At 69.8% G+C, this 15811-nt stretch carries 14 protein-coding genes; 8 read left to right on the top strand and 6 right to left on the bottom strand.

Annotation, left to right across the window (positions count from 1 at the left end; genetic code table 11):
* Positions 1-72: 72 nt before the first annotated feature.
* Entirely contained in the window at positions 73-1647 is a 1575-nt protein-coding gene (gene guaA / locus IU459_RS08330) for a glutamine-hydrolyzing GMP synthase (RefSeq protein ID WP_195128911.1), read from the top strand.
* 262 nt (positions 1648-1909) lie between these two features.
* Here guaA and IU459_RS08325 read toward each other — a convergent pair whose 3' ends face one another.
* Both IU459_RS08325 and IU459_RS08320 read right to left on the bottom strand, forming a co-directional pair.
* The gene (locus IU459_RS08325; RefSeq protein ID WP_195128910.1) at positions 1910-2128 is read right to left on the bottom strand and encodes a hypothetical protein; all 219 of its coding nucleotides are present in this window, start codon (positions 2126-2128) and stop codon (positions 1910-1912) included.
* Positions 2121-3737 (bottom strand): PspC domain-containing protein, encoded by a 1617-nt coding sequence (locus IU459_RS08320; RefSeq protein ID WP_440446471.1) that lies wholly within the window; start codon positions 3735-3737, stop codon positions 2121-2123. Before IU459_RS08320 ends, IU459_RS08325 begins: the two co-directional genes overlap by 8 nt.
* Positions 3738-3926: 189 nt before the next feature.
* On the opposite strand from IU459_RS08320, the gene IU459_RS08315 reads away from it, so the two are divergent.
* Both IU459_RS08315 and IU459_RS08310 read left to right on the top strand, forming a co-directional pair.
* Positions 3927-5306: an ATP-binding protein gene (locus tag IU459_RS08315; RefSeq protein WP_195128908.1), complete on the top strand. Its 1380-nt coding sequence runs from the start codon at positions 3927-3929 to the stop codon at positions 5304-5306.
* 73 nt (positions 5307-5379) lie between these two features.
* On the top strand, positions 5380-6057 hold the full coding sequence (locus tag IU459_RS08310) for a response regulator (RefSeq protein ID WP_195128907.1): 678 nt from the start codon (positions 5380-5382) through the stop codon (positions 6055-6057).
* A 248-nt stretch (positions 6058-6305) separates the two neighbouring features.
* Here the strand turns inward: IU459_RS08310 and IU459_RS08305 are convergent, their stop codons facing one another.
* Positions 6306-7427, bottom strand: a complete 1122-nt coding sequence (locus IU459_RS08305) for a serine/threonine-protein kinase (RefSeq protein WP_195128906.1) — start codon at positions 7425-7427, stop codon at positions 6306-6308.
* A 406-nt stretch (positions 7428-7833) separates the two neighbouring features.
* On the opposite strand from IU459_RS08305, the gene IU459_RS08300 reads away from it, so the two are divergent.
* Entirely contained in the window at positions 7834-8616 is a 783-nt protein-coding gene (locus tag IU459_RS08300; RefSeq protein WP_228837609.1) for a hypothetical protein, read from the top strand.
* A gap of 199 nt (positions 8617-8815) precedes the next feature.
* Entirely contained in the window at positions 8816-10423 is a 1608-nt protein-coding gene (locus IU459_RS08295) for a Y-family DNA polymerase (RefSeq protein WP_195128905.1), read from the top strand.
* A gap of 4 nt (positions 10424-10427) precedes the next feature.
* Here IU459_RS08295 and IU459_RS08290 read toward each other — a convergent pair whose 3' ends face one another.
* Together IU459_RS08290 and IU459_RS08285 are read right to left on the bottom strand one after the other, a co-directional pair.
* Complete coding sequence (locus IU459_RS08290) at positions 10428-11303, bottom strand: LLM class F420-dependent oxidoreductase (RefSeq protein ID WP_195128904.1); 876 nt, start codon at positions 11301-11303, stop codon at positions 10428-10430.
* Between the two features lie 65 nt (positions 11304-11368).
* A complete protein-coding gene (locus IU459_RS08285) occupies positions 11369-12073 on the bottom strand; it encodes a class I SAM-dependent DNA methyltransferase (RefSeq protein ID WP_195128903.1) in 705 nt (234 codons plus the stop codon).
* A gap of 183 nt (positions 12074-12256) precedes the next feature.
* Here IU459_RS08285 and IU459_RS08280 point away from each other — a divergent pair, with 183 nt between their 5' ends.
* Complete coding sequence (locus IU459_RS08280; protein WP_324198796.1) at positions 12257-13012, top strand: alpha/beta fold hydrolase; 756 nt, start codon at positions 12257-12259, stop codon at positions 13010-13012.
* A 208-nt stretch (positions 13013-13220) separates the two neighbouring features.
* Entirely contained in the window at positions 13221-14129 is a 909-nt protein-coding gene (locus IU459_RS08275; protein ID WP_228837608.1) for a sucrase ferredoxin, read from the top strand.
* Between the two features lie 15 nt (positions 14130-14144).
* On the opposite strand, the gene IU459_RS08270 is transcribed toward IU459_RS08275, so the two are convergent.
* A complete protein-coding gene (locus IU459_RS08270) occupies positions 14145-15122 on the bottom strand; it encodes an SDR family NAD(P)-dependent oxidoreductase (protein ID WP_195128902.1) in 978 nt (325 codons plus the stop codon).
* Between the two features lie 212 nt (positions 15123-15334).
* Here IU459_RS08270 and IU459_RS08265 point away from each other — a divergent pair, with 212 nt between their 5' ends.
* On the top strand, positions 15335-15790 hold the full coding sequence (locus tag IU459_RS08265; RefSeq protein WP_195128901.1) for a hypothetical protein: 456 nt from the start codon (positions 15335-15337) through the stop codon (positions 15788-15790).
* Positions 15791-15811: the final 21 nt, after the last annotated feature.

Below are 15811 nucleotides of genomic sequence, written 5' to 3'. Positions count from 1 at the left end.
CGGCCGACTCGGTCGTGTGCGCGGACGCTGTGCCGATGATTCGCCCGTTTCGCCGCTCACTAAACTGTGTGGGTGGCACAAACCCAGAGACCGGTCCTCGTCGTCGACTTCGGAGCCCAGTACGCGCAGTTGATCGCACGGCGGGTCCGCGAGTCGAGCGTGTTCTCCGAGGTGGTTCCGCACACCACGACGGTGGAGGAGATCGCCGAGAAGCAACCCCTCGCGGTGATCCTCTCCGGCGGCCCGGCCAGCGTGTACACCGACGGCGCGCCGCAGCTGGACCCACGGCTGTTCGAGCTGGGACTGCCGGTCTTCGGTATCTGCTACGGCTTCCAGGCGATGGCGCAGGCGCTGGGCGGCACGGTCGCGCACACCGGCACCCGCGAATACGGCCGCACCGAACTCAACATCGACGGCGGTTTGCTGCACGGCGGCCTGCCCACCATCCAGCCGGTATGGATGAGTCATGGCGACGCGGTCACCGACGCGCCGGAGGGCTTCGAGGTCACCGGCACCACCGCGGGCGCCCCGGTCGCCGCGTTCGAGGACCGCGCGCGCCGGCTGGCCGGTGTCCAGTACCACCCGGAGGTACTGCACTCGCCGCACGGCCAGCAGGTGCTGAGCCGGTTCCTGCACGAGCTCGCGGGCATTCCGTCGACGTGGACCCCGGCGAACATCGCCGAATCGCTGATCGCCTCGGTGCGTGAGCAGGTCGGCGACGGCCACGCGATCTGCGGGCTCTCCGGCGGGGTGGACAGCGCGGTCGCCGCCGCATTGGTGCAGCGTGCCATCGGTGACCGGCTGACCTGCGTCTTCGTCGACCACGGCCTGCTGAGGGCGGGGGAGCGCGAGCAGGTGCAGCAGGATTTCGTCGCCGCGACCGGCGCCAAGCTGGTGACCGTCGACGCGGTGGACAAGTTCCTCGGCGAGTTGAAGGGCGTCACCGATCCCGAGGAGAAGCGCAAGATCATCGGACGGGAGTTCATCCGGTCCTTCGAGGACGCGGTGGGCGAGGTGGTGCTCGAACACGGCGACGCGGACGGCGCGACGCCGAAGGTCGAGTTCCTGGTGCAGGGCACGCTGTACCCGGACGTCGTGGAGTCCGGCGGCGGCAGCGGCACGGCAAACATCAAGAGTCATCACAATGTCGGCGGGCTGCCCGACGACCTGGAGTTCGAACTGGTCGAGCCGCTGCGGCTGCTGTTCAAGGACGAGGTTCGCGCGGTGGGCCGTGAGCTCGGCCTGCCGGAGCAAATCGTCGCCCGGCAGCCGTTCCCCGGTCCGGGTCTCGCCATCCGGATCGTCGGTGAGGTCACCGCGGACCGCCTGGATACGCTGCGCCGAGCCGACGCCATCGCGCGTGAGGAGCTCACCGCGGCGGGTCTGGACAATCAGATCTGGCAGTGCCCCGTCGTGTTGCTGGCGGATGTCCGCAGCGTCGGCGTGCAGGGCGACGGCCGCACCTACGGCCACCCCATCGTGCTGCGCCCGGTTTCCAGCGAGGACGCGATGACCGCCGACTGGACCCGTTTGCCCTACGAGGTGCTCGAACGAATCTCTACCCGAATCACCAACGAGGTGCCCGAAGTCAACCGCGTGGTCCTCGACGTCACCAGCAAGCCGCCGGGCACCATCGAGTGGGAGTGACTCCGAGTCCTCGGTTTCTCGATCGGCCCTGCACACCCACTGTCGCGCGGGCGGTGTGAGCGGGTCAGCGCGGCCGGTGCCACGTGGCGCTGTGCAGGACCAAGTGGCCCAAGAGTGTTCCGTTCGTAGTGGAGAGGTGCGGCCTGCCGCGTGGGTCCGGTGGCGTGGGTCTGGCGGTGGGCTCGGCCTGAGCGGCGTTCTCGTCGGGCTTCATGGGTGCTCCTGCGTCCTTGTCGACGGGCCATTCGTAGCGGCTGGCTGATCACGATCGTTTACGCGGGGAGATCACCAGCACGATGCCGATGACGATCGCGGCGAGCACCACGATCCAACCGATCGGGAGCATGCTGGCCGCGGGCCAGGACGCGGGACCGATGAAGCCACACACGCTCACCGCGAGAGCCAACAGTCCGGCGACGAGCAGCGAGGCGGCCGGGCCGCGGCGGGACTCGGTGGTGTTGTTCTTGTCGGTCTCAGCCACGGCGCACCTCCACGCTTCCGAACCGGATATCGACGTTCAGATCGAGCACCGGCGCGCCGGACGGGTTCGGGCCGCTGATGCCTTCGTCGCAGATTGCTTCGGCCATGGACGCCGTGCAGTGGGTGCGGACGGTCAGGTCGGCGGGCAGCAGCACGCGGACTTCGGCCATGTGGGCGTCGATGTCCACGGCGCGGTTCTCGGTGAGTTTCAGCGAACGCAAGTCCAGGGTGCCGGAGCCCATGTTCACCTTGTACTGCGGCGCGAGATCGGCGACGGAGGCCGGCGCCCACGTGTGGTCGCCCATCGCGCCGCGGTCGAACTCGATCGGGCCGACGGCGGAGGCGAGCAGCACGAATCCGGCGAGCGGCGCGGTGAGCACCAGCAGGCCGTAGCCGCGCCGCAGGAACGCGCCGAGCACCAGGCCGAGACCGATCACCGCCAGCGCCGCCGCGCCGATCCGGCCCGGCGTCATCCACTCCACACCCGAGGCCGCCGCCGCGCCCGCCCCGGCCGCCGCCAAGATGGCCAAACCGATCACCACCGGGGTCAGCCGCGAGCGTGGACGCTTGACCGGTGCCGCCACCGCGGTACGGACGGGTGGGGGTTCCGGAAGATCCCAGGCCAGCGGCGCGACGCCGAGCGGATCCCAGGACGGAGGCATCGCGCCACCGGCGATCGCGGGGTGCGCCGCCGCCGGAAGGCTTGTCCGAGCAGCGGCAGCCGGTTCGGTTCGATGGCTGATGGATGATTCGGTGTGCTCGGCGGACTCGCTCGGTGCGGAACTGTCGCCCGTGGACGCGACCAGGTCGGCTCCGCTGGCCTCCGCGCTGCCGGATGAGTCCGGGCCGGTCTGCGCGGTCCCGGGTTTCGTGGGTCCGCCCTGGTCCGAAGGTCGGGTCGCGGCGGACTTGTCGAGCACTACGGTTTCCGCGTCGCCCTGCCGGTCGGCCACTCCTTTGTCCGGCAGAACCGTCTCGGCATCGCCATCCGAGGCTCGGACCGGCGTTTCCGGGACATACGAATCCGGGAGTTTGGTGTATGGCGTGTACATGGTGGTCGGCGGCACGTACATGTCGCCGACAGTCCTCGGCGCTCCCTGCGGGAAGACCGCGCCGGGATAGCCGGTGGCGGTGATCCCGCCGTCCGGGGCGAACCCGCCGAACGCTTCGGTGGTGCCCGGCGGCGGCGCCGGCGTGCGCAGGTGCAGCATCCACCAGCCCGCGAGCATCAGCCCGAGGCTGATCAGGCCGGAGCCGCCGAGGCCGACGCCGACCGGGCCCATCGTGCTGACCGCGATGGCCAGCGCCACGATCAACACGATGCTCTTGGTCTGCGACTGCGAGCTGTGTCCTTTGCCGACCAGCGACTCGGCCGCCGACGCCTGGTCGCCCGCCGCGCTCAGCAGCAGCCAGGCCAGCAGATAGAGCACGAGGCCGGCGCCGCCGAAGATCGTCGAGACCACGAGCGCGATGCGAACCAGCACCGGGTCGACGTCGTAGCGCCGGGCGAATCCCGCCGCGACGCCTGCGATCGGGCCCTGCCGCGGCAATCGCACAGGCCGCGTCTGCCACATCTGCTGGAGCTGATCGCCGAAGCTGGTTTTCGTCATGTTTCCCATGGTGAGCCCGACCCGTGCGTCGGCACATCGGGGGGAACCCTGAAAAAATATCGGGAACACTTTGGACCGATCAAACTGATTGAGCAAGCAGGCCTCAGCCCTGAACGACGCGATACCGCGGGTGGGATCAGGGTGATTCCCGATGGCTGGCCGTCCGGTGGTCGTGCCAGTATCGAAGACATGTACCCGTCTGTTCCCGCGTTCGACACTCGGGGGTTCGACGCTGCCCGCGGTCCCGCGCCCGCGTTGGTTCCCGGGCCGCCACAGGCGCGGATGGTGCGCCGCTCGGGCGGCCGGATCGTCGGCGGCGTGGCGGGTGGCCTGGCCGATCACCTCGGTGTCGACGTGTTCAAGGTGCGGATGGCGTTCGTGTTGCTGTCCGCGCTGGCGGGGGCGGGCATCGTCGCGTACGGGTTGCTGTGGATCTTCACGCCGGGTGGCTCGGACCAGGCGAAGCCCTCCGGCGCGGAACGGCGGCAGGCCATCGGGCTCGCGCTGCTCGGGCTCGGGCTCGCGGTGGCCGTGTCGTGGTTGTTCAGTGGCACGGCGGCCAAGGTGATCGCGCCGATCGTCGTGGTCGCGGTCGGTGCGGCGCTGGTGTGGCGGGAGTACGACGTCGACGGTCCGCGCTCGTTGCTCGGGCTGCCCGCGCGGCCGTCGGTGGTGACCTGGTCGCGCATCGTCGCCGGAGCGACGCTGATCGTGGTCGGCCTCGGTGTGGTGGTGCTGGCCAGGATCGATCTGAGTTCGCTCGGGTCGGCGCTGCTCGCCGTGGCGGTCACGCTGATCGGCGCGGGGGTGCTGACGGTTCCGCTGTGGCTGCGCATGATGCGCGCGCTGAACGCCGAGCGCTCCGCTCGCATCCGCAACGAGGAACGCGAGGAGATCGCCTCGCACTTGCACGATTCCGTGCTCCAGACGCTCGCCCTCATCCAGCGGCAGGCCGACGATCCGCAAGAGGTGGTGCGCCTGGCCCGCAGCCAGGAGCGGGAACTGCGCAAATGGCTGTTCGAGGATCCCGGTCCGGCCCAGTCGAGTCTGGCCGCGGCCCTGCGCACCATCGCGGGCGAGGTGGAGGACCAGCACGGAGTGAAGGTCGCGCCGGTGACCGTGGGAGACGTGTCGATGGACGTCGACGGCTCCGGGGCCGGTTTGCCCAAGGAACATTTCACCGCGCTGCTCGGCGCGAGCCGGGAAGCGCTGGTCAACGCCGCGAAGCATGCCGGTGTCCCGGAGATCGACCTGTTCGCCGAGACCGAGCCGCACCAGGTGAGCGTCTTCGTCCGCGACCGCGGCGACGGATTCGACCTGGCGTCCGTGCCCGAGGATCGCCGGGGGCTGGCCAAATCCATCCGCGGCCGGATCGAGCGCCGCGGCGGACAGGTGGAGATCCTGTCCGCCCCCGGCCGTGGCACGGAGGTGCGGATAACCATGCCCCGCAGCGATTCCGGCGGTCCGGGTTGCGATGCGAATACCACCGCCGCAACCGAGGATTCTCCGGTCGCGGCCATGGCCGAACCGGTGCCGATGCCAGAACAGCCGGTGCGCCCCGGAATGTGAGGAGGACGCACGAATGGCTAGGGTGGCAGGGCAAATCGGACAACTACCCGGAGAGGCGCGGGGAGCGGAGCACATGGGTAACTCATCGGGTGCGCCCAGCACCGAAGTGGTACCCACGCGGGTCTTCCTCGTCGATGATCACGCCGTTTTCCGGTCGGGGGTGCGCGCGGAGTTGAGCCGGGAGGCCGACATCGAGGTGGTCGGTGAGGCCGGTGGCGTGGCCGACGCGGTCACTGGGATCAATGCGGCGCGCCCGGACGTCGTCCTGCTCGACGTGCACATGCCCGACGGTGGCGGGGTCGCGGTGCTGTCCGGCATCGAGCCGGGGCCGGTGTGTCTGGCGCTGAGCGTGTCCGATGCGGCCGAGGACGTGATCGCGGTGATCCGGGCCGGAGCAAGAGGGTATGTGACCAAGACGATTTCGGGATCCGAACTGGCCGACGGCATTCGCCGGGTGGCGGGCGGCGACGCGGTGTTCAGTCCGCGGCTGGCCGGGTTCGTGCTGGACTCGTTCACCGGAAGATCCCCGGCGCCCGAGCCGCCACTGGACCCCGAACTGGACTCGCTGACCCCACGCGAACTGGAGGTGCTGCGCCTGCTCGCGCGCGGCTACACCTACCGGGAGATCGCCGAATCCCTGTTCATCTCGGTCAAGACGGTGGAGACCCACGCCTCCAACGTGCTGCGGAAAACCCAGCAATCCAACCGCAATGCCTTGACTCGCTGGGCACACCGCCGCCGTATCGACTGACCGCTCTTCGCCTCGCCCGTGCCGTCGTCGCGGGTGTAGATGGGCTACGCGGCTGCCTCGCCCCGGCGCGGGTCTATAGGCCGACTCCGTCCGGCTGTGTCTTTATGCGGCTGTCTCTACCCGAGCTCTGCCCGGCGTGGGGTGAGTAGACCGATTCCGTCGGCAGCACCTTACTTGCTGCCTGTGTCGCTCGGTCCTGCGTGCGGCCGAGCACCAGCCGATTGCGCCCGTTCGGTGTGCGAGGGACGTCAGAGGACGGCGACGATGATCGCGATGATGATGATCAGACCGATGAGCAGACCGACGGCGATGGCCAGGGGGGCGTTGCTCGGCTGAGGAGTTTTGGGCCGCTGAACCGGCGCGGCGGCGGTCGCCCCGGCGTGATTGCGGTGCGGGCGAGGCAGCGGCGTGGAGTGCGGGCTGCGGATGCCCGATGCCGAGTTGCGCGCGGCCCAAGCCGGGATGGTTCCGTCCTCGGTGCGGACGGGCGCGCCGATGATGTACGGCCCGGTGCCGGGACCGAAAGCGGCCGTGAGGATTTCGTCCCGCGCCTCGGCCATGGTCGGGCGACGCTGCGGAGCGGGCTCCATCATGTGCAGCAGGGCCTGGGTGAGCACGCCGCTGCGGCTCGGCGGGATGATCTGCGCCATGGCGGCGCGCTGCACGATGACGTCGCTGTCCTCGTGGAAACCGAACGGCGGCTGGCCCTCGATCGCGGTGTAGAGCGTGGCGCCGAGCGAGAACACGTCGCTGGCCTTGGTCGGCTCCGCGCCGCGGGCCACTTCCGGAGGCAAGTAGGAGGGGGTGCCGGTGATCACGCCGTCGGGTTCGTCGGACACCTCGCCCGCGCCACGGGAGATGCCGAAGTCGCTGAGTTTGGCCATGCCGACACCGGGACCGCGATCGGCGACAAGGATGTTGCCCGGCTTGATGTCCCGGTGCACGATGCCCACCGCGTGCGCGGCGGCGAGCGCGTCGGCGACCTGGGCGCCGATCTGCGCGACCTCGACCGGCGGCAGCGTGTCGACCAGCACGAGCGCCTTGGCGACGCTGCGCGAGGGTAGGTGCTCCATCACCAGCCAGGGTTCACCGGCCTCGAGCACCACGTCGTACACGGCGATCGCGTGATCGTGCGAGAGTTTCGCCGCGACCCGGCCCTCGTGCATGATCTGGTTGCGGACCGCGTTGGCCTCCGCATCGTCGAGTCCGGCTGTGGTGAGCACCTGCTTGATCGCGACGTCCCGGTCGAGCAGTCGGTCGTGTGCCAGCCAGACCGCGCCCATGCCGCCGCCACCCAGCTTCGACTGGAGACGGTAGCGGCCTGCGACGAGATATTGAGGGCCGACAGTGGGACGAGCGCGTTCGGTCACGGGTGCAGGGTAGCGGAAAATACGGCTAGCTGGCCTGATTCATGCCTGCGTGCGGGGAGGCATGGGGCACGATCGGGCGCGCTACCCGCACACTCGGAACTACGGGTGCTCCTTGTCGAAGCCTCCCCGCCTCTCCGGGGCCTCAGGCCGTACTAGTCGGCGAAATCGGTCGGTGCGCTCGCAGCGCGTGCCGACCGCAGGACCGGTTCTCCTCGAGCACGTCCGGCAACGGTTCGCGGCCACACCGGGCGCGGTTCTTGACGAAACCCGGGGGTCGGTTTCTACTAGGTCCGTATCGAACGTATATTCGAGACAGATCGATAGCTGAATCGGTGCTGCTGCTCGAACCGTGTGGGCTGTCCCCGCACGCTTCGCCTCGGGTCCATCGTGGAAGTAGGTGGTTGAGATGGGTTCGGATGCGATATCGCAGGAGGGGGGTGCGCTGCCGCGCGGCGGTGGGCGGGAGAGCCCTCCTTCGCTGGCTGAGCTGTGCAGACGCATAGCCGCGGTACCTGGGCGCGGTGACTCGGTCACGGCGCGGCACGGCCAGTGGGACGCCGGGCGGCGCACCGGGGCATTGCCGGTGCCCGCAGCGCTGGCGCCATTGTTGCCCGAGGGTGGCTTGGTCAAGGGATCTGTGGTGGCGTACTCGGGGGCGAGTTCGCTGCTGGCCGGGTTGCTCGCCGCGGTGACCGAGGACGGCGGGCATGCCGCGGTGGTCGGAATGCCCCGGCTCGGGTTGCTCGCCGCGGTGGAGATGGGGGCGCAGCTGCGGCGGCTGGCCGTGATCGCCGACCCCGGCCCCGACCCGGTGGAGGTGGCCGCGGTCCTGCTCGACGGGCTCGACCTGGTCGTGCTCGGGCTCGGCGGCGCCGCCGTTCCGCCTGCCCGCGGCAGGGTGATCGCGGCCCGCGCCCGGGCCAAAGGCGCCACCCTGGTGGTCGCCGACGGCCGCTGGCCGGGAGCGTCCCTCCACCTCGACGCCCGCATCGCGGGTTACGCCGGTCTCGGCCGCGGGCGCGGGCGACTACGGTCGCTCGGCTTGACGGTCGAGGTGCGCGGCAAGGCCGGACCGCCCCGGAACGGACGGCTGGATCTGTGCCCGAACGCGGGACGTGTCGAATGGGTACTGCGCGAAAAGGCCACCCGGCCGGTCGAAGTCATCGACACGCAGGAAGCGGTGTCGTGAGCGAGCGTCAGCGTCGCCTCGGCATTGGGCGAACGCGATCGGCCACGCCGATGGCCGGCGTCCGTGCCGATCTCCTGCTGCGGGATGGTCGTCCGGGCCGCTTCGTTCGTCGGCGCTGTGTGTCAGGCGGCTTCGCAAACTCGGTTGTCGTCGCAAGCCGTGGGGGCGATGCCGCCGCGGTGACCTCCCCCGGCGTTCCATGCGAAGAAGGTGCCGCACCGTGACTCGGCGGGGGTCGAAGCGGGTGCTGGCCCTGTGGTGTCCGGATTGGCCCGCGGTCGCCGCGGCGGCGATGGCGGGACTTCCCGCGACGCGGCCGGTGGCGGTGCTGTTCGCCAATCGGGTGGTGGCGTGTTCGGCGATCGCGCGAACCGAGGGGGTGCGCCGCGGGTCGCGGCGCAGGGAGGCGCAGGCGCGATGTCCGGAACTCTTTCTCGCGCAGGACGATCCGGATCGAGATGCGCGATTGTTCGAGCCGGTGGTCGCCGCGGTGGCCGCGACGATGCCCGGCGTGGAGGTGCTGCGACCCGGACTGCTCGTGCTCGGGGCGCGCGGCGCGGCACGGTTCTTCGGTTCCGAGGAGGCCGCGGCCGAGCGTCTGGTCGACGCCGTGGCCGTGGCCGGGGCGGAGGCACAGGTCGGGATCGCCGATGAGCTGTCCACGGCGGTGATCGCCGCCCGCCGTGCCACGATCGTGCCCGCGGGCGGGGGAGCGCGGTTCCTCGCGCCGCTGCCGGTGGGGGAACTCGCGATCGAGCCGAGCCTGGCCGCGCCCGAGCGCGCCGACCTGGTCGACCTGTTGCACCGCTTGGGTTTACGACGAATCGGTGATTTCGCCGCGCTCTCCTCCGCGGAGGTCGCCTCCCGGTTCGGCGCCGACGCGGTGCTCGCGCATCGCTGTGCCAGGGCCGAACCGGAGCGTCCACCGTCCGCCCGGCGGCCACCACCGGATCTGGTGGTGGAGTACCGCTGCGACCCGCCGATCGAACGGATCGATGCCGCCGCTTTCGCCGGCCGTCTGCTCGCCACCCGGCTGCACACCGCGCTCGCGGATGCCGGGCTGGCCTGTACAAGGCTGTCGGTGTACGCGGAAACCGCTGCGGAAGAGCGGCTTTCGCGAATCTGGCGGTGCGCCGAGCCGCTGACGGCGGAGGGCACGGCGGACCGGGTGCGCTGGCAGCTCGACGGTTGGCTCACCCGGCGGGACGGCGCGCGGCCCACCGCGCCGATCATCGTGCTGCGGCTGGAGCCCGTCGAGGTGGTCGCGGCGGGCGCGTTGCAACTCGGCTTGTGGGGCGGAGTCGGCGAGGAGGACGAGCGCGCCCGCCGCGCGCTGGTGCGGGTGCAGGGCCTGCTCGGCGGGGAAGCGGTGCGGGTGGGCGTGCTCAGCGGCGGCCGCGGACCCGCCGAGCGCATCACCCTGGTCCCGCTGGGCGACGAACTCGCCCCCGCGACCGACCCGGCACAACCCTGGCCGGGCCGGCTGCCCGAGCCCGCCCCCGCCGTGATCCTGCTGAATCGTCCGCTGGTGCGGTTGGAGACCGCCGACGGCGCTCTCGTCGAGGTCACCGATCGCGCCATGTTCGACGCCGACCCCGCATTGCTGCGCTGGGGAAGCAAGCAGTGGCGGCTGACCGGCTGGGCGGGGCCGTGGCCGGTGGACGAACGGTGGTGGGCGCCGGATTCGGACGACGCCGAATGCACCGCCCGCGCCCAGGTTCAGCTCGACGTCGCCCCAGCGGACAGCCGGGTGCTCCTGCTGGTCTACCACGACCGAACCTGGCGCGTCGAAGGGCTTTACGACTAGCTTCCTAGCCGAGCTCGGCTAGCTGGGGGACGGCCGGCGCCATGCCGTCGATCCAAGCAGCCGGCGAGCCGGTGGTCGGGATGACGATGACGGTGTGCACGCCGAGCTTGGCGTAATCCGCCATCTGCCGGACGAACTCGTCGCGGGTGTCCGGGTTCGGCCGCGGGTTGTTCGCGATGATCGTCTTGCGGATCTGGTCGTAGTCCCGGCCCACGTCGTCGCAATGCCGTCGCAAGACGTCGAGCTTGTGCTCGACATCCGCGGGTGCGGTACCGAACAGGTTGCAGGCGTCGCCGTATTGCGCGACCAGCCGCAGCGTTTTGCGCTCCCCGCCCCCGCCGATGAGCACCTTGGGCCGATTGATCGGCTGCGGCGAGCAGAGCGTCTCGGCCAGCTGGTAGTAACTGCCGTCGAACGCTCCGTTGTCGTGCGGGTCCCACATCTGCCTGCAGATGCGCAGCACCTCCTCCAGCCGCTCGAACCGCTCGGCCACCGGTGGGAACGGCACGCCGAGTCCGCGGTGCTCCCGTTCGAACCACGCGGCGCCGATGCCGAGCACCGCCCGGCCGCCCGACAGGACGTCGAGTGTGGTGACGATCTTGGCGAGCAGGCCCGGGTGCCGGTAGGTCACCCCGGTGACGAGCAGGCCGAGATCGATGCGGGAAGTGTGCGCGGCCAAGTAGCCGAGCGTGGTGTAGCCCTCGAGCATGTTCGCCTCGGCTGGCAGGCCTGTCTGTTCGATCTGGAAGTAGTGGTCCATGAACGACAACCAGGTGGCGCCGGACTCCTCCGCCGCCGCGCCTACTCTGGCCAGCTCACCGGCGATGGCGGTGGTCCCGCCGTCGATGTCGAACACGGGTAGGTGAAAACCGAGTTCCATGAAGCCATTCCCTTGCACTGGACAACCCGTACCAGCGCACACTAAGTGCTGGAGTGCACTCCAGGTCAAGCTCCCGCCGGGCGCGACCAGACCGTCGCCATGGTGAACGGATGTCCGCGCAGAGCAGCCCATTTCGGCTTGTGGGCCAGCCACGCGTCATCGATCAGCGCTTCGGCGATCTCGCTCAGGACCCAGCCCGCGGCCAGCCCCGCCGACAGATGGTCGCTGATCAGGTGCAGGTGCGTGTCGATCGCCACCGGCTCACCGGAGACGCCGGTGTAGTGCGTCGGCATTCCGGACACCATGATGAATTGCGGGTGGTAGCTCACCGATACGAATCGCGCGCCAGGTGCCGCGAGGCGCCACGCTTCGGCGTAGAACGGCGCCAATTCCGGCAGGTGCTCATCGATCAACGAGGCGATCACCAGGTCGTAGGCGCCGTCCGGCAGTCCGGTGGCCCGCACGTCCGCGTGGGTCAGCGTGGTGTGCGCTCCGCGTTCGGCGGCCAATGCCAGCATTCCCTGGCTCACATCGACCCCGTCGATATGCGCGATCCCACGTTCCCGCAGCCAGTTTCCGGTTCGACCGGAGCCGCAGCCCAGATCGGCCGCGCGGCGCACGGCGCCGAAGTCCAGCCGCAGTCGGCCCAGCAGCGCGAGATCCATTTCGTCGAGCACCGTCTGCTCGTAGGTCGGCGCCCATCCGTCGTACCCGGTGGCCACGTCGACGGTGCGATAGTTACGACGGTCGAAATCGGCGAAGGAGGGCATGCGGCGAGTATTCTCCCGAGTTCGCCCGCCGCGCCAGGCATTTACGTGGCGCTTCGAACAGATGGCGTACGACTTCGCGATATCCGAAACGCGCGCCTCGGCCAGCACTGCACCGCAGTCACTTCGAGTGATCCACGCAACACCGGAGGGGTCGCTGCATGACGACCAGTATTCTCGTTGGTCGTGGATCTGACGGTAGGCCAAGTGGCATTCGGAGACGTGCGGATCGCCTATCGGGATTCGGGCATCGGCGCGGTGAGCGACATTCCCGTGATGCTGGTGCACGGCATGGGCGGCGACGGACACACCTGGGACCGGTTCGCCCGTGTTCTGGTGCAATCCGGGCGCCGCGTGATCATGCCCGATCTCCGTGGTCACGGCCGTAGCTCGCATACCGATTCCTACCGGTTCGACGACTTCGGCGCCGACGTGCTGCGACTCTGCGACGAATTGGAACTGCCCGCGGTGGATCTGGTCGGGCATTCGCTCGGCGGCTACGCGGTGTCGTACGTCGCGCAGGAGCGGCCGGAGCTGGCGCGCAGGCTGGTCATCGAGGAATGCCCGCTTCCGTTGCAGTCCGGCGCCGAGGAACTGCGCCTGACCCGGCGCTTTCCCACCGTGCCCGAGCTGTGGCACGCCACCTCCAGTCTGGTCCGGCACCCGCGCGCGGTGCTCGCGTTCGACCGCTCCATGACGAAGACCGCGCTGGAACAGTTCCGCAAGCCGAACCCGGAGTGGTGGGACCGGCTCCCCGATATCACCGCGCCCACGCTGGTGCTGTGCGGAGGTCCCGGCGGCATGGTCGATCCGGCGAAGCTGGAGGTCATGCGGGGGAGCATCGCTGACTGCACGGTGGCCACGTTCACCTGCGGCCACAGCATCCACCGTGATCGTTACCGGGAGTTCGCGGCGGCCGTTCGGCCGTTCCTGGCGGGCTGAGCGTCCACCCGACCCCGGGATGCGCGGCGTCCGGATCCTAGAGTGAGGGAATGTCCGCGTACGACCGTCCGCTGTTTCCCGGCGAACATCCCTTCCGTGCCCGGCTGAGGGTCGACTCCCTCCTCAGCCGCGGATTCGTGTGGAAAAGTGCGGACGTAACCATCCCGGGCGCGCCGCGTCGGAAATCCGCACGTCATGCCGGATGCCGATGAGTGGCTTCGAGGGCATGCTCTGTTCGGCCGCAGCGGCGGTCGATGTTCCGCTGCCGGGTACCGCGACCCACGTCACCGGATGGCTGTGTGTCGAGCATCCTGGCGCCTGGGGCCGGGACGTGCTCGGGGACGAAGTGCTCGGCCCGGAGATCACCGCCGAGCTGGCGGCTCGCACCGCGGCGGCGCACGTGCGGCCGACGTTGATCCGCCGCCCGGGTCGCAGCGAATTCACCGGTGCCCGAACGGTTCTGCTGGCCGGCTCGGGCTGGGTGGAGCCATGGTGTGAGCGTCTCGAGATCACCGACCTGACCCAGCTGCTCGACCTCGACCTACAGCTGCTGAACGGTCCGCCGCCGGGAATCGGTGTGCCTGTGCACGATCCGATCGTCCTGGTGTGCGCACACGGCAAGCGCGACCAGTGCTGCGCACTCCTGGGCCGTCCCATCGCCGCGGACCTGGGTACGAGATATCCGGGCCAGGTCTGGGAGTGTTCGCACACCGGCGGACATCGGTTCGCGCCCGCGTTGGTGCTCTTGCCCCACGGTCTTACCTACGGTCGTCTCGACGCCGAGTCGGCCGCGGAGGTGGTCGAGACGGCCCGCCGTGGTGCGGTCGCGATGACCGGCTTGCGCGGCCGCAGCTGCTACCGGCCGGTCGAGCAGGTCGCTGAAATCGCCGTGCGCGAACGGATTTCCGCTCGCGCGGACGATCTGACCGTCGATTCCGAGCCCGCCTCCGCCGGAGCGGCCATCGCGGGCGCCGCGATCGTCACCCATCGCGACGGCCGTCGCTGGCGCGTCACCGTCCGCATCCAGCCTCTTGCTCCCCGGCAGGCCAGCTGCAATGCCGCACCCAAGGCGGTGACCGCCCTGATCGCGGACGACATCCGACCGCTCACTCCCTGACCATGCGGCGCCACGTCACCAGTGCGTGCCCGGTACCCAGCGGGCAGCACGCCGCAAGGCGGTGCCGGTGACGCGGCGAGCTGCCGACTGGGCCCGCGGTGCGGGGAGCGGGGCGGGCTCGTCCTGCTGCTCCTCGGGCCCCTCCTGCTGGCCCTTGGCGGCGGGGGAATCGGGCAGGGCGCGGTAGTAGCGGTGCAGGATGCGGTCGCGGAGCTTCGGGGTGAGCAGGGCGCCGTATTCGGCGATGGTGCCCAGCGGCACGTCGATGCGCTTGGGGCGTTCGGTCAGCGCGCGCACGATGGTGGCGGCCGCCCACTCGGGAGACTCGGCCGGCCCCTGGTCGCCGCTCGGAGCGATCATCGGCGTGCGTACCAGCGGCATGTGGATGGTGGTGAACGTGACACCGTCGGCCATCGTTTCGACCGCGGCCACCTCGGTGAACTTGTCCAGCGCCGCCTTGCTGGCCAGATACGCCGAGAACCGCGGCGTGGCCACCTGCACGCCCGCGCTGCTGATGTTGACGATGTGCCCGAACTTGCGTTCCCGCATCTGCGGCAGCAGGGCCAGCGTCAACCGCAGCGCGCCGAAGTAGTTGACCGCCATGGTGCGTTCGAAGTCGTGCAGCCGGTCGGTGGAGCGATGGATGGCGCGGCGGATGGAGCGTCCGGCGTTGTTCACCAGCATGTCGACGTGGCCGTGCTCGTCCAGCACGGTTTCGACCACCTGGTCGACGGAGTCGGAATCGGTCACGTCACAGGCGTATCCGTAGGCCGAGCCGCCCGCGGCCTTGATCTCGTCGACCACGGCGGCGAGTTCGTCGCCGCGGCGAGCGAGCAGGAACACCGTCGCACCCTTGCCCGCGACGGCCATGGCCGCCGCACGTCCGATGCCGGACGACGCGCCAGTGATGAGGACATGCCGTCCGGTGAGATCGCGGTCGCGGCGCCGGTGCCGGACCTGCGCGCGCAGGTCGGCGGTCTCTGCGTCGGTCATCACTGCTCCTTTGCAGGTCGGGACCGACATCAACTTACTCCGAAGTAAGTTAACTGCCAAGTGATCCCGGTCACGTTCGAGATCGACTGCTCGGTCCGCGCGTGCGGTCCGATCGCCCTGCTCGGGAATCCAACGCGCACGAGGGATTCGAGTGCGCGAAACGGTTCGAACAACGCTCGAAACGTTCGAACATATGTGCGATACTCGGCGGCATGTCGGACGATCGGATGGCGGAGGTGTTCGCCGCGGTGCGGCTCGGTGGCGTAGACCCGGAGGCGGGGCGGCGGGCGTTGGAAAAGCTCTGGAACGAACTAGGTGAACACGCGGAGGCGTTGCACCGCTGCGTGATCGCCCATCATCTCGCCGATCTCCAGGAGGAGGCCGCCGAGGCGCTGTACTGGGATCAGCGCGCGCTGGCCGCGGTGTTCGCGCCCGGCGTGCCGCTCGACGAAGGTCTGCGCGGCTTCCTTCCGTCGCTGTATCTGAATCTGGCCGACAGTCATCGCCGGGTCGGCGAGTTCGACGTGGCCAGGATGCAGCTGGCCATCGCTCGCGGGCATCTCGACGTCCTCGCCTCCGACGCCTACGGCGCGCTCATCCGGGAGCGTCTGCGCCGGATCGAAGAAGCTCTGTCCGCGGGTTCCATCGAACGTCTGCCAAGTCTCTGACCTGCCTGTACATCCCCATTG

The sequence above is a fragment of the Nocardia amamiensis genome, from assembly GCF_015477605.1.
Taxonomy (GTDB): domain Bacteria; phylum Actinomycetota; class Actinomycetes; order Mycobacteriales; family Mycobacteriaceae; genus Nocardia; species Nocardia amamiensis_A.
The sequence above is the reverse complement of the archived record's forward strand: the minus strand, read 5'-3'. Positions and strand labels throughout refer to the sequence as shown.